The following is a 23495-nucleotide window of genomic DNA, read 5'->3' on the forward strand; positions in this document are numbered from 1 at the left end:
AAAGGAAAAATGTCATCGGCTGATACTTTGTGGTATGATGCGTGTAGAACTTGTATTATAATTAATACTTGTTGATCCTGAAGTTGTTTTTTTGAAAGGAGTCTTTTTTAGAATGTCACAATTAATGGGTATCATCACGAGACTGCAGAGCCTGCAGGAGACTGCGGAGGCTGCCGGAGAACCGACGCAGCGCAATTTTGAAGTAAACGGAGAAAAAATTTGCAGCGTAAAATATTTTGAAAAAAACCAAACATTTGAGCTGACAGTTTATCAAAAAGGCGATAAGCCTACCACATTTCCGTTTGACAACATCGATATGATTTCAATCGAAATCTTTGAACTGCTTCAGCAATAGGAGGATATGGCATGAAAGCTTTTCCAAGCGTTATTTGTCCGAATTGCAAAACAACCGAGCATATGGATCAAGTGCTGACAGCCCAGTCCAATCAGAATGTAATTTACAGATGTGACAGCTGCGGGTTCAGCTTGAAAAATATACCGACCAAAAAAGGATAGCAGACAGACGAATCGTTCCATCTTCGGTGCAGATCAAAAATGAAAAGGGGCATTCCAATGGCTGATTCTTTTCTTTTTTATAATCTTTCTGAAGATCAAATGACATTTCCTGAAGTGATCGGGAGACTGAAGGCGTTCATACGCCAAGATCCGCGGGCAAGCTATCTGCTGTCCGTCGGAACAGACTCGCAAATCCATCAGAACTGCACAAAGTTTATCACGGCTATCCATTTGCACCGCAAGGGCAAAGGAGCGTGGGGCTGTCTGAAAAACACGGTTGTCAACAGACCGATACATAGCCTCAGGGAGAAAATATCGCTTGAAACAGCTTACAGCCAAGAGATTGCCGCATATCTTTTAAATGATTACTTTAATGAAATTATGGATCTGCTTCTTCCGTTTACAGACGAGGGAGCAGATTTAACCCTTGAAGTTCATTTGGATATCGGAAAAAAAGGAATGACAAAGGATTTAATCCAGGAAATGACGGGCCGGATCACCTCCATGGGAATCTGTGCCAAAATTAAACCTGACTCCTATACAGCTTCAAGCTATGCAAACCGGTACACAAAATAATTGTTTGAAAGAAAATCGAACAGATGTCGAAATGTGCGGTTGACGTTTGAATTGCAATTTCATATTCTAGCCCTATAGAAACTAGAGAGAACATATTGTTTCTGACTCTAGCTAAATCAATTAGGGGGCTGGTTAAGAATGGAACGCTTTTCAGAAGAAGAGAGAAAACTGTTGCTGAACGTACTTTTGGACCATGAGTATGCCGTAGAGCTACTAAGCAGTGAGATCAATGATATAGAAACGGGTACAAAAAATGTGGATAGCCTGACATATAAAAAACTGGTTACCTTATACGACCGTGTCCGGTCTGAAAATTAGGTCAGATTATATCAATTGATACTCATTAGAGTATCTTTTTTGTTTCCTAAAAGGATATGGAATGATAAACTGACCTTGGAAGAAAGGAAAGTTTTCGACAAATATTGATATCGTTTATATTATTGTAGTATAGGGAAAATATGCGTTGATGGATTAAAGCTGAAAAGGAGTCGAAAAATCATGATTAGTATGCAATCAGATGAACTTCTTGAAACGACAGTAGGTCAGTTTATGATCGATGCTGATAAAGTAGCCCATGTTCAAGTCGGAAATAATCTGGAACATGCCCTTCTCGTGTTGACCAAAACCGGATATACCGCGATCCCTGTACTTGATGCTTCTTTCCGTTTGCACGGATTAATCGGAACGAATATGATCATGGATAAAATCTTCGGCTTGGAACGAATCGAATTTGAGAAGCTTGACAAGATTCATGTTGAAGAAGCCATGCTGACAGACATCCCACGCTTGAAAATTGACGACCCGATCTTAAAAGGATTCGGACTGGTCATCAACAACGCGTTTGTATGTGTCGAAAATGAAGAGCAGGTTTTCGAAGGCATTTTTACAAGGCGTGTCGTGTTAAAACAGCTGAATAAGCATTTGAGAACGTTGAATAAATAGGCGCGGCAGCGGCCTATTTTTTATTTGCAGCGCTCCACCAAACCCTCCGCACATTCTCCGAAGCCTGACTTTCCGCTTGATTAAAAAACAGCCGTTTGATTAAATGTATGATAAGAAAAACTTATTGGAATGAGGAATGTCCATGCAGCTTCAAGAGCTCCACATGCTTGTCGTTCTGGCGGAAGAATTAAATATGCGGAAAGCGGCTGAACGCCTGTTTGTTTCCCAGCCGGCTTTGTCCCAACGCCTGCAGACCATTGAGAAATCATGGGGAACGAAAATTTTTTTGAGATCGCAAAAAGGGCTGACGGTTACGTCTGCCGGAGAAAAAATCATCCAGTTCGCAAAAGATGTGACATTGGAACAGGAAAAAGTGAGAGAGAATATCGATGAGTTGGAGGGCGAGATTCACGGTACGCTCAAATTGGCGGCCGCTTCGATCATTGGGCAGCATTGGCTTCCCAACGTTCTGAAAACCTATGTCAAACAATATCCAAACGTGAAAATTTCGCTCGTGACCGGATGGAGCAGCGAAATGCTGAAAAGCCTCTACGAAGACCATGTTCATGTCGGCATTATCAGAGGAAACCCGGAATGGAAAGGACCGAAGCATTACTTGATGCGGGACGAATTGTACCTTGTCGATACAGAGATCCGTAACATTGAGGACATTGCCAAAACGGAACGGCCGTTCATCCAGTTCAAAAGCGACAGCACGTACTATCAGGAAATTCAGCACTGGTGGCATCAAAAGTTTAAAACGTCGCCAAAGCAGACCATTATTGTCGACCAAATTGAAACATGCAAACAGATGGCTTTCCACGGAATCGGCTATGCGATCCTTCCATCTGTGACGCTTCACGGAAGCGGGAGCCATGTTCATCAAATCCCGCTGCTTGACGCTAAAGGAAAAGCAATCGGCAGAGATACGTGGCTGCTCGGTTATGAGCCGGCTTTCCAACTGAAGCAAGTACAGGCGTTTGTAGAGGTTGTGAAAGAATGTACGGCAACTGAATAAACATCAGAAAGGCAGGACTCAAAAAAGAGGGCTGCTTTTTTTGTGCGATTTATTGACATTGATAATCATTATCATTTAAAGTGTATCTATATAATAATGAAAATCATTATCAATTTTAGAGGTGATTCTGTTGTCTAAAGCATTAATTGCATATGCCAGCATGTCCGGCAACACGGAGGATATCGCGATGATCATCAAAGATACATTGAAGGAGAACGGTTTTGATGTCACAATTCAGGAAATGGATGATGTCGATGCCGACTCATTGGCTGAATACGATCTTCTTTTAATCGGCACCTACACATGGGGAGACGGGGATCTTCCTTATGAAGCGGAATCGTTTTACGACGAGGTCTCTTCGCTTGACCTTAAAGGAAAGAAAGCGGCATGCTTCGGATCCGGCGACTATGCATACCCCCGCTTTTGCGAAGCGGTCAACACGTTTTACAGCATGCTAGAACGAACCGGCGCCGACCTTTATCGAGAGACCTTGAAAATAGAACTTGCCCCCGAAACGGATGAAGATGCCGAGTGCTGCAAGGAATTTGCCGAAGGTTTTATAAGATGGGCAGAACACGAAAAACGGCAGGCTGAGACCCATGTTTCATAAAGGTGCGACGGCCGTCGCTTCGGCAAAGCATTCCGGTTACTTTGTCGCCATCAAGCGGGAAGGGATTTTTCACTACTCACTTGAGCAAGGCTGGACAAAGCTCTTTCAATTAAAAAGCAAAATATGTTCCATCACCTATATCGGCGATTATTTATTCGGCGCAGGGGAGAGGGGAACGATTATCAGATCGTCTGACCAAGGAGCAACCTGGTCAATCTCAAGCTTTCCGACAAACGCCACGATTTGGTCGATCACAGGGAGAACGGACGGCTTTGTTTGTGCCCATGGGAAGCATTGCATTTACATATCAGAGGATTTCGGCGTCTCATGGAAAATCGTCAAGCCGTTTTCCGGTTTGAGTCATCCGCCCGTTATCCGCTCTCTGTGCCTCCATGAGGAGCGCCTTTACATCGGAACGCAGATTCATGAAGTGCACGGTGGTGTTTGGGCATACGATTTGGCAGCAGAATCGGCTTGTTTGATCAAAAAAGAAACCGGCCGCATGACCGCCTCGATGATCGCATTTGAAGGCGAATGGCTGGTTTGTGCGATGGGATCCAAAAAAGGAAATCACGGTGCCGTCAATTTGGTCAACATCCATACGAATGATGAAATACAAATCAGGCAGGGCCTAGTTGAGAATGAAGAATCATTCCTGGATGTGTCCGAAGACAACGGAATCATCTATGTCACATCGGCTCAAGACCGAGACAGATTTTCAAGAATCTACCGGCTTGATTTCTTTGAAAGAGAGCTGAAATGGTTTGACACGATTAAAGGGCATGGATTCAGAGTCGCCAATCAAAAGGAGAACTTCTTTTGCGCGGGTCTTTATGAATGCAAATTTGTCAGGCCTTATGAACAGCCTGCTGCAGCCCACTGATTTTATAGCGTTTTATAGGAGGAATAACGATGGGGAAAGTTTTGCTGGTTTATGCAAGCATGTCTGGAAATACAGAAGCAATGGCCGATTTAATCGAGAAAGGCCTTCTTGAGGGCGGGGCCGAAGTTGACCGCCATGAAGCGATGGATGTAGATGCGGCGCTCTTTAACGATTATCAGTATATGATATTTGGCGCTAATACATGGGGCGACGGGGATCTCCCGGATGAGTTTTTGGATATTTACGATGATATGGAAGGGATGGATTTCACAGATAAGATGTTTGCCGTTTTCGGGTCCGGAGATACTTCTTACGAGCATTTTTGCGGTGCCGTCGACATACTTGAGGACAAAATCAAAGAGCTTGGCGGAGACACGGTGCTTCCGTCCGTCAAAATCGAAATGAATCCGGAAGATGAAGAAGAAGACATGCTGCTTCAATTCGGCAGGGATTTTGCAAAGAAATGTGAAGTGCCGGCATGACATTTGCTAAAAAAGGAAACGGGACGCCCCCTTTCCTTTTTTTCTTGTTTTTAAATCTTTCCTTTGATACAGTAATGAGGAGAAAAAGAGAAGGAGGACTTACATAATGAAAATGATGGATGCAAATGAGATTATCTCATTTATTCAAAATAGTAAGAAATCAACACCTGTTAAAGTGTATGTGAAAGGCGACCTTGAAGGAATTGACTTCGGCGCTTCAGCCAAGCCTTTTATTACAGGGCATACTGGGGTAGTATTCGGTGAATGGGCGGAGATTCAAGCTGCGCTCGAAGCAAACAAAGGTAAAATTGAAGACTATGTTGTCGAAAACGATCGCCGCAATTCGGCGATCCCAACGCTCGATTTGAAAAATATTAAAGCGCGAATCGAGCCGGGTGCGATCATCCGCGATCAAGTGGAAATCGGCGACAACGCCGTCATCATGATGGGAGCTTCCATCAACATCGGCTCTGTGATCGGCGAAGGAACGATGATCGATATGAATGTCGTGCTGGGCGGACGAGCTACCGTCGGCAAAAACTGCCACATTGGAGCAGGTTCCGTGCTTGCCGGTGTCATTGAGCCCCCTTCAGCAAAACCTGTCGTTATTGAAGACGATGTCGTCATCGGTGCAAACGCCGTCGTACTTGAAGGCGTGACTGTCGGAAAAGGAGCCGTCGTTGCTGCCGGCGCAATCGTTGTGGAAGATGTGGCACCTTACACAGTAGTTGCCGGAACGCCTGCGAAAAAAATCAAAGACATCGATGAAAAAACAAAAGGCAAAACAGAAATCAAACAGGAATTGCGTCAGCTTTAAGAAGCGGCGGCGAAAAGTGCGTGGATGTGACAATCCACGCATTTTCGTATCGCCGGGGAGGTTAGAAAGATGAAATTGGACGAATTAGCAGCGATTCGCAGAGATCTGCACCAAATTCCTGAACTCGGTTTTCAGGAATATAAGACACAGGCTTATCTTTTGAACCACTTACTAAAGCATCCGGAAGACCGGATTGAAATCGAAAAGTGGAGAACCGGACTGTTTGTAAAGGTTAAAGGGACAGCCCCTGAACAGATTTTGGCTTACAGGGCGGATATGGACGGGCTCTCGATTCGGGAAGATACCGGATATTCTTTTTCTTCCGTACATCAGAACCGGATGCATGCGTGCGGGCATGATTTCCATATGACGATTGCCCTCGGCATCATCGATCATTTCGTCCGCAACCCGGTTAAACAAGATCTGTTGTTTTTGTTCCAGCCTGCTGAAGAAGGGCCGGGCGGCGCTGAACCGATGCTTGAAAGCGATTTGTTTAAAAAGTGGGAGCCGAGCATGATCACAGCGCTGCACATCGCGCCTGAGCTCCCGGTCGGAACGATCGGAACGAAAAGCGGGCTGCTCTTTGCCAATACGTCAGAGCTTGTAATCGAACTTGAAGGAAAGGGCGGGCATGCCGCATATCCCCACCTTGCAGAAGATATGGTGGTCGCCGCCAGTTCGCTCGTTACGCAAATGCAGTCGATCGTAGCCAGGAATGTCGATCCGCTGGACAGTGCTGTCATTACCATAGGGATGATTACAGGCGGATCGGCACAAAACATTATCGCTCAGCAAGCAAGGCTTGAAGGGACGATCAGGACGCTGTCCCCAGCGTCAATGGAACAGGTGAAGAAAAGGATCGAGGCGATGGTGAGCGGCCTGGAAACGGCTTATCAATGCAACGGTAAAGTCAGCTATCCGGCAGCATATTATCAGGTCTATAATTCAAGCGGTTTAGTTGAAGACTTTATGCAGTTCGTTTCTGAAAGCGGCCTTGCAGAGGTCATCCGTTCAAAAGAAGCGATGACAGGAGAGGACTTCGGCTATATGCTGAAAAAGTATCCGGGCTTCATGTTTTGGCTCGGCGTCGATTCACCTTACGGACTCCACCATGCCAAACTGCAGCCGAAAGAGGAAGCGCTTGAGACGGCAGTCCGCGTTATGACGGCTTATTTCTCTTCCAAAGCCAATTAGAACAAGCGGCTGGTATAAAAAATCAGCAAACGTGGCATCTTAATTGGTGGAGGTGTTTCTTCATGTCGAAAAAAATCGGAATCGAACAATCTCTTTCTGATGTCGAGGCTGCTTTGAAGGAAAAAGGGTATGAGGTTGTAACGATGAAAACCGAAGACGATGCAAAAGGCTGCGACTGCTGTGTTGTCACTGGTCTGGACACTGACATGCTCGGGATTTCAGATACGATGACCGGAGCATCTGTCATTCAGGCGACTGGTTTAACTGCCGATGAAATCTGTCAGCAGGTTGAGCAAAAACTTCAGTAATAAACATAAAACCGAAGTTCCAGCTTCGGTTTTAACTTGTTTTTCCAAAAAAACGGCTGTCGGGTGTTAAACGGTTGTTTCATCATCCGGAGGCATGTTACACTTTTTTTAAAGGCTTAAAAAAAGAACAACCGCTAATTTAAATTTATTATCAATTAATATTGACTAAAAATATGGTAAGTATTATAATGAATTATGTATGTGATGTTATTAACTAAATGAGAATTTAATATTTAAATTCTCATTTTGATATGGGTAGCAGAACCCAAAAATCACAATTGGAGGGATACATAAAATGGCAGAACGCATGGTAGGTAAACAAGCGCCGCGCTTTGAAATGGAAGCGGTTCTTGCAAACAAAGAATTTGGAAAAGTAAGCCTTGAAGAAAACATGAAAAATGATAAGTGGACGGTTCTATTCTTCTATCCTATGGACTTTACTTTCGTGTGCCCGACAGAAATTACAGCAATGTCTGACCGCTATGACGAGTTTGAAGACCTTGATGCAGAAGTAATCGGCGTTTCAACTGACACCATCCACACTCACTTGGCATGGATTAACACAGACCGCAAAGAAAATGGTCTCGGCCAGCTGAAATACCCGCTTGCTGCCGACACAAACCATGAAGTATCCCGTGAATACGGCGTACTGATTGAAGAAGAAGGTGTGGCGCTTCGCGGATTGTTCATCATTAATCCGGAAGGCGAACTTCAATATCAAACAGTGTTCCATAACAACATCGGCCGTGATGTAGACGAAACATTGCGCGTGCTTCAAGCGCTGCAAACAGGCGGTCTTTGCCCTGCAAACTGGAAACCGGGTCAAGCAACTCTTTAATTTTTATTCTCAAATTAGAAATCAGATTGGAAAGGTCTAACATTTGTTAGACCTTTTTAATCGACAAAAATGACAATGGAGGAAAAATCATGAAATTACGCCAGCCGATGCCGGAACTGACCGGCGCAAAAGAGTGGTTAAACGGAGAAGTGACAAAAGAGCAGCTTATCGGAGAAAAGCCGACATTAATTCATTTTTGGTCGATCAGCTGCCACTTGTGCAAAGAGGCGATGCCGCAAGTCAATGAGTTCCGCGACCGCTACAGCGATAAACTAAACGTGGTGGCCGTGCATATGCCGCGTTCAGAAGACGATTTAGACTTGAATAAAATCAAAGAGGTTGCCGCTGAACATGATATTACTCAGCCTGTTTTTGTTGACAGCGACCATAAGCTGACTGACGCTTTCGAAAATGAATATGTTCCGGCTTATTACGTTTTTGATAAAACAGGCCAGCTTCGCCATTTTCAAGCTGGAGGAAGCGGGATGAAAATGCTCGAAAAACGTGTAAACCGTGTTCTTGCCGAAACAGAACAGTCTGCTGAATAAAGATGAAAAGCCCCGTTTTCATGGGGTTTTTTGTTTATTCGGCTCCTCATTGCAAAAAAAGCAAAAAAATTTCCTCTATCCGCCCCTTTCGACAAATGGATCATTAGACACTGTTTATTTTACTTGATGAGTCTTATGTCCTGTTTTTGTTTCAGGAGTATTTCTGACTTTCCCTGTACACAACAAACTGCGAATTCGACAAGTGAAATCTGGCAATTTTGAATATTCTGGATTTATAAGCCGGATTAATCATTGATATTTCACACTTTCCATCACGATTAAACAGTAGAGTCTATTCCTAAATTATGTTTCGTTGAAAAGTAATTTTCTATGTTCCTTCATTATTTACCATTTTTCGACAATGGGTTTAGAGTAGGCCGAAATGCTTCGAAAACTCCTCAGGCTTCAAGTTTTCCGGAAATTTAGTTCTATTTTCTTAACGGAAAGCAACAGTAGAAAAGCGAAAAAATAGTTGATAAAATTAGTTTGGTAATCTAATATTTTTATTGGAAGGTTTATTTATTCTGATAGGAGGGTATAAACGGTATGTTTAACGAGAGGGAAGCATTGCGTTTAAGATTGGAGCAGCTGAATGAGGCTGAGGTTAAGGTGATTAGGGAGTATCAAATTGAGCGGGATAATATATATGCAAAGCTGCGTGAATTGGATCGTCCATCCAGCTTTAATGATACAAAAAAAGATTTTCGCCCGGAGCGTAAAACGGAATCTCTCCCTGTTTTAGCTGAATTAGCTGCGCAGGAGATGAAGAGCTATCAGCAACAACAGCAGCAGCCGCAAGCATCTCAAAAGAACCAGCAGCAGACTTCTCCGCAAACCTCCTCACTGCCTGCCGGAATTCCAGATGGAACGACAAGGCGCAGAAGGGGTACAGCACGTCCAGGCTCAAAAGCTGCAAAACTGCGTGAAGCGGCGATTAAAACATTAAAACGCCATAATGCGGCCATCAAAAGCTCCGAACTTCAAAAAGAAATCGAAAAAGAGAGCGGACTTGAGATCCCTAATATGACAACCTTTATGCAAAGCCTGATTAAAATGTACCCGGAAGTCAAAAAACCATACCGCGGTCAATATATATTAGAGGGTGAGATTTCTACCGAGACAGAGCAGCAATAGTCAAACCCTTGCTTTTCCAGATAGCGTTTCCATTTTGAGGAACACCAAGGCGGCCGCTATATACGCCGCCGCCCTAATCAACTGCTTGAGACAATCGACTCAAGCGGTTTTTTTATAAAATCCAAATTATTCCTTAAAGTGGTATTCAATTTAAAGGTTTTGTTTCTTTGTCTTTGCGTTTAATTTGATAGACCCATTTTTGCGGGGTTGTTTCTTCTTTCGTCTGCTTTTTCCATTCAGTTATTTTCTGATCCATTTTCGTGTCATTTTGTTTGATGACGCTCAATTGCTGTTGGAGCTGATCGACTTGCTCCGTAACTGTTTGAAGTACCGCCTCGATCTGCTCTGACCGTTCAAAAAGCTCTTCGTTTTGTTCAAGCGCCTTCTCCGTCTGCTGAGATGTATCAATATCGGCAAAATGAGAAGCGATCCACTTATCACTTTCATCGAGCTGCCTTTTATAGGATAAAATCGTTTCGTAAAACAGCGCTTCTTTTGTTTTTTCAGCCTCCAAAAGGCGGTTTTTCGTTTCTGTCACCCGCTCTTTTAATACCGCAACATCTGTTTCGATTTGTTTGAGCTGAAGACCTTTAGCATGAAGTTCGTCTTTCAGGCGGGCATTTTCGTGTGCAGCGTTTTCGAGCTCATGCTCCTTTTTTTCCCTCAGCGTTTTTTCTTTTTCCGCATGAAGCTTTTCATATTCTATTTGGCTATGTAAGCTTTTTTTCTCTTCTTCGGCTTTTACATTTGTTAAATGAAGGCGGTGCTTTTCTTCTATCTCTTGTTTTCTTGCATAGGTTTCTTTTTGAAGGAGCTCCTGAAGAACAACGATTTTACCCAGCAGTTCGCTTTTTATCCGGTTGAGCGTTTCGGCCGACTCGTCTTCCTTGTTTGCCGAAATCCGCTCCAGTTCGATTGACAGCTGCTTCAGCTGCTGCTTCAGCGCTTTGTTTTCCTGGCTGAGCTTATGATTTTTTTGATGAAAATAGCTTGCTTCAAGCTCGTGGATCAATTGATGTGACCTTGCCAGCTCCGCTTTTAAAAAAAGGTTTTCCTGTGATAAATCATGAAAGTAAGGCAGCGAACCCGTTGTTTTTTTCATGGTGACCAGCCCCCTATTAATGTTACAACTACAATATGCATAAATGAAACACGGCATGCCTTTTGAAAAAGAGATTTTACAGACTTGTTCGGATTTCTAAAATTTTGCTATGATGTTCGCAGGCAGAAACACGCGAAGGAAGGTTGAGCTGCATGAAAGAAATACATGTCATATTATCGGGGGGCCTTTCACGCCGTTTTGGGGAACCGAAAGCGTTTGCCCGCTGGCAAGGCAAGCCGCTTTATCAATGGTGCAAACATGCGCTGGGAGGCGATGTCCTGATAGTGAGCCGTCCGGGGCTGACGGAGCGGTTTAAAGAACTCGGGGAAAAAGCGGTGCTGGAAGATATCGAACCGTTCAGTGGGAGAGGGCCGCTTGCAGGTATGTACACAGCCATGGTTCGGGCGGAAGGGGAATGCTATATTTTTTCGGCCTGTGATACCCCGCTTGTCCGGCAGGAGACCATATCGGCTTTAAAACGGCAGATGACCCCGGCGGATGACGCCGTCGTGCCGGTCGCAGACGGAAGGGCGCAGCCGCTTGTTGCTGTCTACAGCAGAAGGGTGAAATCCGTCCTCCTCGAACAGCTTCAGCAGAACGAGCTGAAGATCAGCAGTTTCCTCGACCGCATCCGCGTCAAGTATATTGAAGCTGATAGGGTCGGGGCAGAGCCGTGGGAATTTATAAATGTCAATAAAAAGTCGGATTTAGATAAAATAGAACCGTTCTTTCCGGGATGAAATATTTTATTATAGATTGCAAGGGTTTTTCGGAAAGTGTTTTTCAAAAAACAGCGGACGGAAAAATGATATGATATAGAAAAGGAAGTAAAGGGGATCATCCTGATGCATGAACGGTATTCAAGACAAATCAGATATCAAAACATCGGACAGGCGGGTCAGGACAGAATCAGGCAGAGCCATGTTTTGATCGTCGGAGCCGGGGCGCTCGGCACGTCGGCTGCCGAGGGGCTTGTGCGCGCAGGCATCGGTACACTGTCTATTATAGACCGCGATTATGTGGAATGGAGCAACCTGCAAAGGCAGCAGCTCTATACAGAGAAAGACGCTGAGGAAAGGCTTCCGAAAGCGGCAGCCGCAAAAGAACGTCTTTCCCAGATCAATCGCGATGTTGAGCTTCGTACATATGTTGCCGACGGCACCGTGGAAACACTCAGACCGCTGATCAAAGAAGCGGATGCTGTCATCGATGCAACGGATAACTTTGAGACCCGCATGATCATCAATGACCTTGCCCAAGAGACGGGCACTCCGTGGGTTTATGGCGCTTGTGTCAGCAGTCAGGGCATGTATATGACGATTATTCCTAAAAAAACGCCGTGCCTTGCCTGCCTGTTTGAAGATGTTCCGATTGGCGGGGCTACATGCGACACGTCGGGGATTATTTCGCCGGCCGTTCAAATGGTGTCGGCTTATCAGCAAGCTGAAATTCTAAAAATCTTAACGGACAACCAAGATGCGCTTGAAACCGCTTTTGTCACGTTTGATTTATGGGCGAACACCCACTTCCGAATGGAGATCGGCCGCAATGAGACATGTCCTTCGTGCGGAGAAACGCCGGTTTTTCCTTTCCTCAGCAACATGAGCCAAAAAAAAGCCGACGTTCTGTGCGGAAGAGAGACCGTCCAAATTCGCAGCGATATGTTAAAACGGCTGCCTAAAGAGGAACTCATGAAAAAACTTTCGGGCATCGGAAAAGTGGATGCGAATGATTATTTGCTGCATGTACAATACGAGACATTCAGAATCGTCATATTTAACGATGGAAGAGCCCTTGTTCACGGCACAAATGATATAAAAGAAGCCAACTCCATATTGGCGAGAGTCATCGGAATGTAACAACAGGAGGTTTTTTTAATGATTGAAAAAAGAACGCCCATTCCAGTTTTTGAAGCCGCTGCGCGTGTCTCTCGGCACTGGAAGCAGGGAGATACAGAGTGGATCCACCTTGAGGAGAGTCTCCATAGATTTTTAGCCGAAGATGTAAAGGCTGATCACGACGTACCCGCTTTTGACCGTTCGCCGTACGACGGCTTTGCTGTCCGAGCTTGCGATACCGCCGGTGCTTCACGGGAAAATCCGCTGCAATTCGAGGTGGTTGATCACATTGGAGCCGGAGCCGTGTCAGGTAAAACGCTCGGTCCTTTTCAAGCTGTCAGAATTATGACCGGAGCGCAGATTCCGGAGGGCGCTGATTCGGTAGTCATGCTTGAGCTGACGAAAACCTACTCAGAAGACGGTAAAAACTATATGGTGTTAAAACGCTCATTGGAGCCGGGAGAAAATATTTCAAAAACCGGAGAAGATGCGAGAAAAGGATCAGTGCTTGTGAAGAAAGGAACCCGGATCACGCCGGGTGTCGTCGCTTTGCTTGCAACATTCGGATATGCAGCGGTACCTGCAGTCAAAAAGCCTGTGGTAGGCATCATTGCCACCGGAACGGAGCTCCTGAATGTCAGCGATCCCCTCGTTCCCGGAAAAATCCGCAACAGCAATGCAGGCATGGTGGCCGCCCAGGTTGAAGAAGCAGGCGGAACCCCCCTTTATTTAGGGAAGATTTCTGATCGATTTGACGAAAGCTTTGCAGCGGTGGAAAAAGCTTTGGACAAGGTGGATTTTCTGATTACGACCGGAGGGGTGTCCGTAGGGGACTTTGATTTTCTGCCGGCAATTTACGAAAAGCTCGGGGCCGAGGTCCTGTTTAATAAAGTGGCCATGCGTCCGGGAAGTGTAACGACTGTTGCTCAATTAAACGGCAAATTGCTGTTTGGGCTCTCCGGGAACCCGTCAGCCTGCTTCGTTGGATTTGAGCTGTTTGTCAAGCCGTCCCTCCACACCTGGCTGCATCATCAAAAGCCGTATTCTTTATGTGCAGAAGCGGTTTTAAGCAAGGATTTTCCAAAGCCTAATCCGTTTACAAGATTTGTCCGCTCGTTTGTATCCATTAAAGACGGGGCGCTTCATGCGGAGCCTGTCGGCCTGGATAAATCGAGCGCCGTCACGTCGCTGGCAGATGCCAATGCGCTGATGGTTTTGCCGGGCGGAACGAGAGGCTATGAGGCCGGGGCAAGAGTGCATGTTCTGTTATACCGGGATGAGAACGGAAGTGAAGAGCTGTGGCCGCACATTTTCCAATCCTCCAGATCGTAGGGTACCAAAACAGCGGCAAAACGACGTTCGTTGAAAAACTGGCGGAAAAGCTCGGTCAGCTCGGAGTCAAGATTGGCTGCCTGAAACACCACGGACATGGAGGAGAACCGGATGTTTTCGCCGAGGGAAAGGATTCCGACCGCTTTTTTCGGGCTGGAGCGGCTGCGTCCGGCGTCGAAGGAGCAGGCGTTTTTCAGCTGAGGGCGCGCGGCGAGTGGACGCTTGATCAACTGATTGCCGCTTATAGCGTTTTAGCGGTTCAGTGTCTTCTCATCGAGGGATTTAAACATGCGCCATATCAAAAAGTTGTCATGGTCAGAAACGAAGCGGACTGTCAGCTCTTGGAGGAATTGGACGGCATCATCGCCGTCATTTATCAAAAGAGCGAGCCGAAAACGGATGTTCCATCCTTTCATATTGAAGACCCGAGCGCCGTGGCTTTTATTCTGAATCATCTAAAGGAGGAAGGCGTTTGTCTGAACGATTTGTTATAACAAAAGAGCCGATTGTCATCGAAGATATCGTCAAAAAAGTTGAAAAAAGGGAAGCCGGTGCCATCACGACGTTTATTGGAACAGTGAGAGAATGGACAAATGGAAAAAAGACACTCTATCTCGAATATGAAGCATATGTTCCAATGGCGGTCAGCATGCTTGCTCAGATCGGGAAAGAAATCAATGAAAAATGGCCTGGTACAGCTGCAGCGATTACCCATCGCATCGGCAGGCTGGACATCTCCGACGCGGCCGTGGTGATCGCGGTGTCGTCACCTCACCGGAAAGCGGCATATGAAGCGAACGAATATGCGATCGAAAGGATAAAGCAAATCGTGCCGATTTGGAAAAAAGAACATTGGGAGGACGGCGAGACTTGGATCGGCGACCAGCTTGAGACAACTGAATACCCGGAAGGGAAACCAGATTTGGAAGCAGCGGCTTCCGACAGAAAAAGAGGTGCTGACCTTTGATTAAAATTTTACTGTTTGCCCAGCTTGCCGAACAAGCGGGTGCGCAGAGCGTTGATATAGATGAAGAAAAAACGACAACAGACGACATCAGACAGTTTTTAAAAGAAACTTACAATCTTCAGGGGACGGACCGAGCGATGATCGCTGTCAACGAAGTGTACAGAAGAGGAAACAGTGAGGTTAAGTCTGGAGATACGGTTGCTCTTATTCCCCCGGTCAGCGGAGGTTGAGAACGTCGGTCGGTTCAGGCATAGAGCCTGTTACCGACCGACGTTTTTTTTCGAACCGTTTTCCAGATAAATAAAACAGCCGCGCCGTTCTTTCGAAATGTTTGGTTCTAATTTTTGAATCAAGTCATAAAGCTCACTAATACGGTGAACGTTAAAATTGGTTCTTTCTTTCAGTTTCATTTTCAGTTCTTTTGTCGTTACAATTTTTCCTTTTTGCTGTTTAATAATGTCTACGCAATGTGCTGCATAATACTCTTTAGTGGAACGTCTATGTCGCTGGATTTGTCTGTCAAGTTCTCCTAACCTTGCGTAAATCCCTTCGCGTTCTTTCCGGAAGTCCTTCCAGATTTTTTGTTCCAATTCACCTAAGAGGAGAAGCTGTTTTTTTAAAGCCTCTCTTTTCGCCATTGCAATCAACTCCGTCATTCATAATTTGATAACATTTTCTATTATTTTACATCATCTTCCTTCATTCATCAAAAAATTTCCTTTGCCAACAAGAAACTATTTTTTATTGACTGTCACATTTTAAAAAGGATTTATTTCAAGCGGAAGAAGGAGGAAAACTCCATAATAAGTCTGAATTTTGTAAAATCGGTGGAATTTTATTTCGCATACCGATATATTAGATGATGTGTCCTTGTTTTACATGAATTGGAAAGGTGCTGGTGCAAATGGAGTCCCTTAAAAAACTAAAAGATTTTTATTGGCCTTATAAAAGAATGTTCTTGTGGTCGCTTGTGTCGATGCTTCTGATGACGGCGATCACTGTTGTTTACCCGATTATTCTGCAAATGACAATTGATGAAGTGATTCTCGGCGGAAGGTACGGTTTGGTCATATGGATCAGCCTCGGGTTCGTCGCTGTCATGGCGGCGAAGGGCGCAGCTACTTTTTTTCATCAGTATCTTGGAGATATGTTCGGAATCCGCTCGGTCTACCGGTTAAGAAAAGAGCTGTATGCGAAGTTGCAGCGTCTGCCGTTCAAGTATTATGACAGCGCTAAAACGGGAGATTTAATGTCGAGGCTTACGGCTGACGTCGAAGGCATCAGATTCTTTTTATCTTTCGGTTTTGCTGAGGCGATTCGCTTTATCCTGCTTGTCACCTTCAGTCTGTCTGTCATGTTTTCTTATTCTGTGCCGCTGACTCTGGTAACGATTGCTTCTCTGCCGTTTTTAGGAGCGGTTGTCTACAGGTTTGATAAAAAAGTGCATCCGGCTTTTCGGAACATAAGAAAATCTTTCGCCCGTTTAAATACGAAAGTTCAGGAAAATATCAGCGGCATGAATACCGTTAAATCTTTATCAAAAGAAGATTTTGAGATTCAAAACTTTACTCATTCAAATGACCATTTTCGAAATAAAAACTTAAACGCTTCGTTTATCATGTCTAAATTCTTTCCGCTGATGGAGTTTATCGGCAATATTTGCCTCGTTGCCCTGCTGTCGTTCGGCGGCTGGCTCGTGATGCAAAACAGCTTAAAACCGGGGGAGCTTGTCGCTTTTTTCAGTCTTGTCAATTACTTGATGTGGCCGATCATGAACCTCGGTTATGTCATCAACCTGTTTTCACAAGCGAAAGCATCAGGAGAGCGGCTGCTGGAAATTCTTGATGCCAAAGAGGAAATCACCGACAGCGGACATGCGGTGAAAAACGGCAGACTGAACGGCGATGTCGTATTCAGCGATGTTTCCCTTCAATATACAAAAGAAAACGCTGAAGCACTGCATGGAGTGTCTTTTCAAGCCGAGCGCGGCAAAACGATCGGGTTAATCGGTGCGACGGGGTCAGGAAAGAGCAGTATCATTCAACTGCTGAGCCGCTTTTATGAGCCGACATCCGGCCGGATCATGATCGACGGCAAGCCGCTTGAACACTACTCATTAAAAATGCTGCGCTCCAATATCGGCGTCGTCCCGCAGGAATCGTTTTTATTTTCATCAACGATCAGATCAAACATATCATATGGAAATCCTGATGCATCAATGGAAGAGATCATCGAAAGCGCGAAAAGAGCTCAGGCGCACGATTTTATCATGGAGCTTCCGAACCAATACGATACGATGCTCGGCGAGAGGGGGCTCGGACTGTCCGGTGGCCAAAAACAGCGAATCGCGATTGCGAGGGCGATTTGTCTGAACCCGGGCATTCTCATCCTCGATGATTCGACGAGTGCCGTTGACATGGAAACGGAGCACCGTATTCAGCTTGCATTGCGGGAAGTGATGCGGGATCGGACGACGTTCATCATCGCTCACAGAATCTCATCCTTAAAGCATGCCGACGAAATTCTTGTGCTCGATAAAGGTGTTGTTAAGGAAAGGGGAACACACGAACAATTATTGGAAGAAAACGGTTTATACAAACGGATTTTTGATTTGCAGTATAAAGATCAAAATGTGTTGAATGAGCCGCATTTTGCAGGATAGGAGGCTCTTGCTATGGAAAATCAGGCGAAAAAACAAACATTGATGAACCGGTTTTTTTATACTTCAGACCAAATCATTGAAAAGCCTTTTAACTGGGCGCAGATGTGGAGGCTGCTCAAATATTTAAAGCCTTACCGAAAAAATCTGCTGCCGCTCTCCTTTTTAACGGTCATGATCTCGGCGGCGATCCGGCTGACGGTGCCGATTTTGATCGGCGTCTATGCGCTCGACAAAGCAATCGCAGGCCGGGATATGAATCTTCTTGCGATTCTGATCTCCGTCATCAGTGGATTATATCTTGTCAATTATGTTAGCAATGTGTTGAGAATCCGCTGGATGAACAAGCTTGGCCAGCATGTCATTTATGATCTCAGACAGCATTTATTTACGCATGTTCAGCGGCTGTCGCATCGCTTTTTCGATGAGCGTTCGGCAGGTTCCATCCTTGTCCGGATCATGAATGACATCAATTCTCTGCAGGAATTATTTACGAGCGGAGTCATCAATTTATTGATGGATATCCTGCTCCTCTTCGGTATTATCGTCATTCTGTTTTCGCTCAGTCCTGAGCTGACCATCGCCATCATGGTGACGCTGCCTGTTATGTTCTTCATTTCAACCAATCTCAGAAGGAAAATCCGACGATCCTGGCAAAAGGTGCGCTTAAAGCAGTCCAAACTGAATTCCCATTTGAATGAAAGCATTCAAGGCATCCGGGTCACTCAGGCATTTACGCAGGAAAAAGAGAATATGATGTATTTTGAAGGCGTCAACAGCGAGAACTTTGAAGCCTGGCGGGAAGCGACGAAAAAAAATGCGACATTCCGCCCGCTTGTAGAAATGACAAACGCCGTCGGGACGGCCATTTTAATCTGGTACGGCACAAGCTTAATCATCAATGAAACGATTACGATCGGTGTATTTGTCTCATTCGCCTTCTATCTCGGAATGTTCTGGGAGCCGATTTCAAGGCTCGGCCAAGTCTACAACCAGCTGTTGATGGGGATGGCTTCGTCAGAGAGGATATTTGAATTTCTGGATGAAAAACCGAGTGTCGCAGACAAGGAAGATGCGGTCAAAATTAAAGAATTAAAAGGCCGGATCGAATTTGAACAGGTGGAATTTTCTTATGACGGGAATCGCAAGGCGCTGCACAGCATTTCATTTGAGGTGCCGGCGGGAACATCGCTCGCGCTTGTCGGACATACAGGATCAGGGAAGACGACGATCGCGAATCTGATCAGCAGGTTTTACGATGCAACAGGCGGGACTGTCAAAGTGGACGGAATACCGATTACCGATATCTCGCTTTCCGATCTTCGTTCGCAAATCAGCATCGTGCTGCAGGATACGTTTATTTTTTCCGGAACGATTATGGAAAATATTCGTTTTGGCCGTCCGAATGCCGCCGATGAAGAAGTGATCGAAGCAGCAAAAGCTGTCGGGGCCGATTCGTTTATTTCAGCGCTTCCGAATGGATACGCCACAGAAGTGGAAGAACGCGGCAATGTATTATCGGCAGGTGAGCGGCAGCTCATTTCATTCGCGAGGGCGCTCCTGGCAGACCCTCGCATTCTGATCCTTGATGAAGCAACCGCAAGTATTGACACAGAAACGGAAGTCAAGATTCAGGCTGCATTGAAAACCCTGCTCCATGGCAGAACGGCTATTATGATCGCTCACAGGCTTTCAACGATAAGGGATGCGGATAAAATCCTGGTTCTTGACCACGGCCGGAAAATAGAGGAAGGAAATCACCAGGAATTAATCGAAAAACGTGGAATGTATTATGAGCTGGTGAAAGCGCAGTATCAAATGTTTCAGCGAAACTAAACTGAAACCGTCCGCGGCCGCATATTCTGAAATGCGGCCGGGGCGTTTTTTTGAGAAAACAGAGGTGAAACATTTTAGATGATTCTGCGTATAAACTGGTAATTCATTTTTTAAGGGGGATACATATGGAAACGCATTTAGAAACTGAAAAAGTAAAAAATCCGTCATTGTTCGGATTGATTACCCATCCCGGAGAACAGTTTGAGAGAATGAGAGAAAAGCCGGCTGTCTGGTTTCCGCTTGTTATTGTTTTATTATTGTCGGTTACCGGCGCGTATATGCTCAGCGAAAAAACGGTGTTATCTACCGATTTGTCGGAAATGCCGGGAGATGATGAAACATTTGAAGCCACTATGAAGAGAATCGGGATCATCGGCGGGATCATCGGCGGGATCATCGGCTTTGTGATTGCCTTGCTGATCAGCGCTTTAATCTATTGGCTGATTGTCAAAATCGGAAGAGGAACAACCAATTTTGTTCACATGTTTTCGCTGTCTGTTTTTACATATTTTATTGCGGCTATCGGGCAATTCATAGGCGGGCTTGTGATCTATTATTCAAATATTGATCCCACGATCGCCATCACGTCTTTAAGCAGCATCATCCCGGCAGACGAGCCGCTCAAATCGGTATTGGGTGTATTTGATATTTTCACCATCTGGTCGCTCGCACTGGTTGCACTGGGTCTCCAAAAGGTTGGGGGCATCTCCAAAAAAGCGGCTTGGACCGGTGTGATCATTTTATTTGTGATCTCCATTTTGCTCGCTTTAACAGGCGGAATCGCGAGGAATTTCTTCGATACATTTGAAGGAGCAATGTAAATGAAAAAAATATGGATCGGCATTATCATTGTTGGGGCTGCTGCGCTTTTTATCGGACTCAACCTCTACCGCTCGGTGCAAACGGGCGGAGGGGCTGAAACAGCGGTCCAAACCGTCAAATTGGAAGAGAAAGAGATTTCTTCTGAAGTCATGGTTCCGGGCGCCCTAAAGTTTGCCAACGAACAATACGAATATTTTGAACCCGAAAAAGGGAAAATTGCCGACATCAAAGTAAAAGAAGGCGACAAGGTGAAAAAAGGAGATGTGCTTTTCACCTATACGAACGAAGAAATTCGCCTGGAAAAAGAACAGAATGCTTTATCCATTCAATCGAAGGAACTCCAGCTTGAACAGGTAAAGCGAAAAATCAGCAGTCTAAAAAGCAAGGAAGACGAGCTGAAGGCTGAGCTGGGAGCGGAAAAAGCCAAAAGGCAAATGGATGACGAACGGTCCCAGCTTGAAATGGAAGAAAAATCGCTTCAGCTTGAGCTGAAACAAGCCGACCTGCAAAAGGAAACGCTCGCGAAAAAATCTGCAGCGCTGCAAGTAAAAAGCGGCATTGACGGGACAGTGATCACCGCTGATAAACAAGCCGCCTTAAAGCAATCGGATATTCAAAAGCCGGTTATACATATAGGTAACGAGGACAAGCTTGTCGTTAAAGGCGTGTTGTCAGAGTATGACACATTGAAAGTGAAAAAGGGACAGAACGTGACCATCACGTCGGATGTCATCCAAAATAAAGAGTGGCGGGGCAGAATCTCTCAAGTCGGATTGGTTCCCGAAGAAGAGGCGTCTGCAGGTGCTGCGGGAGGAAAGGAACAAGCTGTTCAATATCCGTTTGAAGTCAAAATAAAAGGGGAGCGTCCTAAAGCAAAGCCCGGCTTCAATATGATTCTCAAAATCCAGACGGACAAAAGAACCATTCAGGCTCTTCCTGAAGATGCCGTCAAGCAGGATGATGATCAATCATACGTGTATGCCGTCAGAGACGGAAAGGCGAAACGGATCAATGTCAAAACCGGCGAGAAAGCAGATGGCGTCGTTGAAATTACCGGCGGTCTGACGAACAATGATCGGGTTATCGCAAACCCGGCCGAGGACATGAAAAGCGGAACGGAAGTGAAGCTTCAATGATTGAGCTTTCCCGCGTGAAAAAAAGCTACCAAATCGGAGGGGAAACCATTGATGTTCTCAGGGAGATCAATATGAAAATTGAGCCGGGTGAATATCTGTCCATCATGGGGCCTTCCGGTTCTGGAAAATCGACAATCATGAACATTATCGGCTGTCTTGACCGCCCGACATCGGGTATTTACAGGCTGGACGGCGAGGATATTTCATCATATGGTGAAAGGGAGCTTGCCGGCGTCAGAAACCGTTTAATCGGTTTTGTTTTTCAGCAGTTTCAGCTTCTGCCGAGACTGAATGCCATAAAGAATGTGGAGCTTCCGATGATCTACTCCGGCATTCCAAGAAAAGAGCGGCGGGAGCGGGCCGAACGGGCGCTTGAAAAAGTCGGGCTCAAGGACAGAATGCGCCATTTGCCGAACGAGCTTTCCGGCGGCCAAAAACAGCGTGTAGCCATCGCAAGAGCGATCGTCAATGAACCGAAGCTGATATTGGCCGATGAACCGACCGGAGCGCTCGATACGAAAACAAGCCGGGACATCATGGAGCAATTCACCGAATTGAATGAGGAAGGAACGACGGTGGTGCTCGTCACCCACGAACCGGAGATTGCAGATTATACAAGCCGGATCATCATGGTGAGGGACGGTGTGATCGTCTCGCCGGAAACAGAGCGGAGGGGGACGGTGCAATGAATCTCATCGAAAACTTGAGAATGGCGTTAAGTTCCATCCTTTCCCATAAACTGCGCTCGATTTTAACAATGCTCGGAATCATTATCGGTGTAGGCTCTGTTATTGTCGTTGTTGCAGCGGGGCAAGGAGGAGAGCAGATGCTCAAGCAGACGATCAGCGGGCCCGGCAACACGGTCGAAATCTATTATCAGCCCAGCAATGAAGAATTAACGGCCAATCCCAACGCCTATTTAGACGCCGGCTTCACCGAAGAAGACATCAGAAGTTTAAAGTCACTCGAAGGTGTGAAGCATGTCGTTGCGAAAACTACCGAGTCTATGAATGTCCGCTTCCGGGATGAAAAAACGGATGCCGCTGTAAACGGCATTAATGACGGATATATCAGCATCAACTCGATGGAAATCGAAAAGGGAAGGGAGTTTTCAGAAGAGGATTACAATGCCGGAAGCAGGGTCGCCGTCGTCTCGCCGAAACTTGCGGAGGAACTTTTTTCTCAGCAGTCGCCTCTCGGCCGCGTCGTATGGATCAATGGCCAGCCCGTTGAAATCATCGGCGTATTAAAAGAAGAAACCGGGCTGCTTGCGTTGGGGATGAATGAGATGTATGTTCCGTTTTCAATGTTAAAATCGTCCTTCGGCATCAGCGACTATGACTCTGTCTCCGTTCAAGCTGAATCTGCCGACCATCTGCAAGCCGTCGGAAAGCAGGCTGCCGCGGCCGTCAACAACAATCACGGCACCACGGACTCGTACGAAGTGATGAACATGGAGGCCATAGCGGCCGGGATCAGCCAGATTACAACAATTATGACGATGTTCATCGGCTCAATTGCAGGCATATCTTTACTCGTTGGCGGGATCGGCGTCATGAATATTATGCTGGTGTCGGTCACGGAACGGACGAGGGAAATCGGGATTCGAAAATCGCTTGGTGCAACAAGAGGCCAGATTTTGATGCAATTTTTAATAGAATCGTCTTTGATCACGCTGATTGGCGGGGTGTTTGGCATCGGCCTCGGATACGGCGGAGCCGCCCTAGTTTCGTTTTTTGCCGGTTGGCCGCCGCTCGTTTCCTGGCAGGTGGTCCTCGGAGGCGTCCTGTTCAGCATGGCGATCGGGGTTATCTTTGGCCTCATCCCGGCCAATAAAGCGGCCCGCCTTCATCCGATTGATGCATTGAGGTATGAGTAAAGCGGCATATAGCCGTCAGCCGATAAGCGTACGGGCGGCTTGGATCGGCGTTTTCGTC

Annotated in this window: 29 protein-coding genes; 27 read left to right on the forward strand and 2 right to left on the reverse strand. The window is 45.8% G+C overall.

The annotated features are described in order from the left end of the window. Window positions 1-112 precede the first annotated feature (112 nt). The 15 genes from M1D67_RS08200 (at window position 113) to rok (ending at window position 9866) form a co-directional block, all read left to right on the forward strand. A complete protein-coding gene (locus M1D67_RS08200; protein WP_003181299.1) occupies window positions 113-355 on the forward strand; it encodes a YkuJ family protein in 243 nt (80 codons plus the stop codon). A gap of 11 nt (window positions 356-366) precedes the next feature. Then, window positions 367-516 carry a hypothetical protein gene (locus M1D67_RS08205; RefSeq protein WP_020451198.1) on the forward strand — a complete coding sequence of 50 codons (150 nt, stop codon included), beginning with the start codon at window positions 367-369 and terminating at the stop codon, window positions 514-516. Between the two features lie 57 nt (window positions 517-573). After that, entirely contained in the window at window positions 574-1092 is a 519-nt protein-coding gene (locus tag M1D67_RS08210; RefSeq protein WP_020451199.1) for a ribonuclease H-like YkuK family protein, read from the forward strand. A 138-nt stretch (window positions 1093-1230) separates the two neighbouring features. Next, a complete protein-coding gene (gene abbA, locus M1D67_RS08215) occupies window positions 1231-1410 on the forward strand; it encodes an antirepressor AbbA (RefSeq protein WP_003181305.1) in 180 nt (59 codons plus the stop codon). Between the two features lie 180 nt (window positions 1411-1590). Beyond that, the gene (gene cbpB, locus M1D67_RS08220) at window positions 1591-2034 is read left to right on the forward strand and encodes a cyclic-di-AMP-binding protein CbpB (RefSeq protein ID WP_479831765.1); all 444 of its coding nucleotides are present in this window, start codon (window positions 1591-1593) and stop codon (window positions 2032-2034) included. 142 nt (window positions 2035-2176) lie between these two features. Then, window positions 2177-3052: a LysR family transcriptional regulator gene (locus M1D67_RS08225; RefSeq protein WP_023857289.1), complete on the forward strand. Its 876-nt coding sequence runs from the start codon at window positions 2177-2179 to the stop codon at window positions 3050-3052. A 130-nt stretch (window positions 3053-3182) separates the two neighbouring features. After that, entirely contained in the window at window positions 3183-3662 is a 480-nt protein-coding gene (locus tag M1D67_RS08230) for a flavodoxin (RefSeq protein WP_106070696.1), read from the forward strand. After that, window positions 3652-4545, forward strand: a complete 894-nt coding sequence (locus M1D67_RS08235) for a WD40/YVTN/BNR-like repeat-containing protein (protein WP_231006024.1) — start codon at window positions 3652-3654, stop codon at window positions 4543-4545. Before M1D67_RS08230 ends, M1D67_RS08235 begins: the two co-directional genes overlap by 11 nt. Window positions 4546-4574: 29 nt before the next feature. Continuing rightward, window positions 4575-5027, forward strand: a complete 453-nt coding sequence (locus M1D67_RS08240; protein ID WP_479831766.1) for a flavodoxin — start codon at window positions 4575-4577, stop codon at window positions 5025-5027. A gap of 106 nt (window positions 5028-5133) precedes the next feature. After that, on the forward strand, window positions 5134-5844 hold the full coding sequence (gene dapD / locus M1D67_RS08245; protein WP_065644039.1) for a 2,3,4,5-tetrahydropyridine-2,6-dicarboxylate N-acetyltransferase: 711 nt from the start codon (window positions 5134-5136) through the stop codon (window positions 5842-5844). Between the two features lie 69 nt (window positions 5845-5913). Continuing rightward, window positions 5914-7038, forward strand: coding sequence for an N-acetyldiaminopimelate deacetylase (locus tag M1D67_RS08250; protein ID WP_479831767.1), 1125 nt, complete (start codon window positions 5914-5916; stop codon window positions 7036-7038). A gap of 62 nt (window positions 7039-7100) precedes the next feature. Continuing rightward, entirely contained in the window at window positions 7101-7346 is a 246-nt protein-coding gene (locus M1D67_RS08255) for a YkuS family protein (RefSeq protein WP_003181323.1), read from the forward strand. Between the two features lie 295 nt (window positions 7347-7641). Then, window positions 7642-8184, forward strand: a complete 543-nt coding sequence (gene ahpA / locus M1D67_RS08260; protein ID WP_020451207.1) for a biofilm-specific peroxidase AhpA — start codon at window positions 7642-7644, stop codon at window positions 8182-8184. Between the two features lie 89 nt (window positions 8185-8273). Beyond that, the gene (locus tag M1D67_RS08265) at window positions 8274-8732 is read left to right on the forward strand and encodes a redoxin domain-containing protein (RefSeq protein ID WP_020451208.1); all 459 of its coding nucleotides are present in this window, start codon (window positions 8274-8276) and stop codon (window positions 8730-8732) included. A gap of 546 nt (window positions 8733-9278) precedes the next feature. Then, window positions 9279-9866, forward strand: coding sequence for a transcriptional regulator Rok (gene rok / locus M1D67_RS08270; protein ID WP_020451209.1), 588 nt, complete (start codon window positions 9279-9281; stop codon window positions 9864-9866). A gap of 145 nt (window positions 9867-10011) precedes the next feature. Here rok and M1D67_RS08275 read toward each other — a convergent pair whose 3' ends face one another. Next, window positions 10012-10968: a sporulation protein gene (locus M1D67_RS08275; protein WP_479831768.1), complete on the reverse strand. Its 957-nt coding sequence runs from the start codon at window positions 10966-10968 to the stop codon at window positions 10012-10014. A 152-nt stretch (window positions 10969-11120) separates the two neighbouring features. On the opposite strand from M1D67_RS08275, the gene mobA reads away from it, so the two are divergent. The 6 genes from mobA (at window position 11121) to moaD (ending at window position 15335) form a co-directional block, all read left to right on the forward strand. Continuing rightward, window positions 11121-11708, forward strand: coding sequence for a molybdenum cofactor guanylyltransferase (mobA, locus tag M1D67_RS08280; RefSeq protein ID WP_479831769.1), 588 nt, complete (start codon window positions 11121-11123; stop codon window positions 11706-11708). A 105-nt stretch (window positions 11709-11813) separates the two neighbouring features. Continuing rightward, window positions 11814-12827 (forward strand): molybdopterin-synthase adenylyltransferase MoeB, encoded by a 1014-nt coding sequence (locus M1D67_RS08285; protein ID WP_026579783.1) that lies wholly within the window; start codon window positions 11814-11816, stop codon window positions 12825-12827. Between the two features lie 18 nt (window positions 12828-12845). Further along, window positions 12846-14138: a molybdopterin molybdotransferase MoeA gene (locus M1D67_RS08290; protein ID WP_145608132.1), complete on the forward strand. Its 1293-nt coding sequence runs from the start codon at window positions 12846-12848 to the stop codon at window positions 14136-14138. Further along, window positions 14105-14632 carry a molybdopterin-guanine dinucleotide biosynthesis protein B gene (gene mobB, locus M1D67_RS08295; RefSeq protein WP_128822362.1) on the forward strand — a complete coding sequence of 176 codons (528 nt, stop codon included), beginning with the start codon at window positions 14105-14107 and terminating at the stop codon, window positions 14630-14632. The genes M1D67_RS08290 and mobB overlap by 34 nt, the downstream gene beginning before the upstream one ends. Then, entirely contained in the window at window positions 14611-15105 is a 495-nt protein-coding gene (locus M1D67_RS08300) for a molybdenum cofactor biosynthesis protein MoaE (protein ID WP_020451215.1), read from the forward strand. The genes mobB and M1D67_RS08300 overlap by 22 nt, the downstream gene beginning before the upstream one ends. Further along, on the forward strand, window positions 15102-15335 hold the full coding sequence (gene moaD / locus M1D67_RS08305) for a molybdopterin converting factor subunit 1 (RefSeq protein ID WP_023857283.1): 234 nt from the start codon (window positions 15102-15104) through the stop codon (window positions 15333-15335). Before M1D67_RS08300 ends, moaD begins: the two co-directional genes overlap by 4 nt. 30 nt (window positions 15336-15365) lie before the next feature. Here the strand turns inward: moaD and M1D67_RS08310 are convergent, their stop codons facing one another. Then, window positions 15366-15743, reverse strand: a complete 378-nt coding sequence (locus M1D67_RS08310) for a Rok-like winged helix domain-containing protein (protein ID WP_020451217.1) — start codon at window positions 15741-15743, stop codon at window positions 15366-15368. Between the two features lie 266 nt (window positions 15744-16009). On the opposite strand from M1D67_RS08310, the gene M1D67_RS08315 reads away from it, so the two are divergent. The 6 genes from M1D67_RS08315 (at window position 16010) to M1D67_RS08340 (ending at window position 23437) form a co-directional block, all read left to right on the forward strand. After that, entirely contained in the window at window positions 16010-17767 is a 1758-nt protein-coding gene (locus M1D67_RS08315) for an ABC transporter ATP-binding protein (protein WP_479831770.1), read from the forward strand. Window positions 17768-17779: 12 nt separating this feature from the next. Next, window positions 17780-19600, forward strand: a complete 1821-nt coding sequence (locus M1D67_RS08320) for an ABC transporter ATP-binding protein (RefSeq protein WP_026579782.1) — start codon at window positions 17780-17782, stop codon at window positions 19598-19600. Between the two features lie 125 nt (window positions 19601-19725). Continuing rightward, entirely contained in the window at window positions 19726-20421 is a 696-nt protein-coding gene (gene yknW / locus M1D67_RS08325; protein ID WP_020451220.1) for a YknW family membrane protein, read from the forward strand. After that, window positions 20422-21558 (forward strand): efflux RND transporter periplasmic adaptor subunit, encoded by a 1137-nt coding sequence (locus M1D67_RS08330; protein ID WP_075213220.1) that lies wholly within the window; start codon window positions 20422-20424, stop codon window positions 21556-21558. Then, complete coding sequence (locus M1D67_RS08335; RefSeq protein WP_020451222.1) at window positions 21555-22247, forward strand: ABC transporter ATP-binding protein; 693 nt, start codon at window positions 21555-21557, stop codon at window positions 22245-22247. Before M1D67_RS08330 ends, M1D67_RS08335 begins: the two co-directional genes overlap by 4 nt. Further along, window positions 22244-23437, forward strand: coding sequence for an ABC transporter permease (locus tag M1D67_RS08340; protein WP_105978953.1), 1194 nt, complete (start codon window positions 22244-22246; stop codon window positions 23435-23437). Before M1D67_RS08335 ends, M1D67_RS08340 begins: the two co-directional genes overlap by 4 nt. The last annotated feature ends 58 nt before the right edge of the window (window positions 23438-23495 follow it).

Source organism: Bacillus sp. PK6-025 (assembly GCF_056530265.1).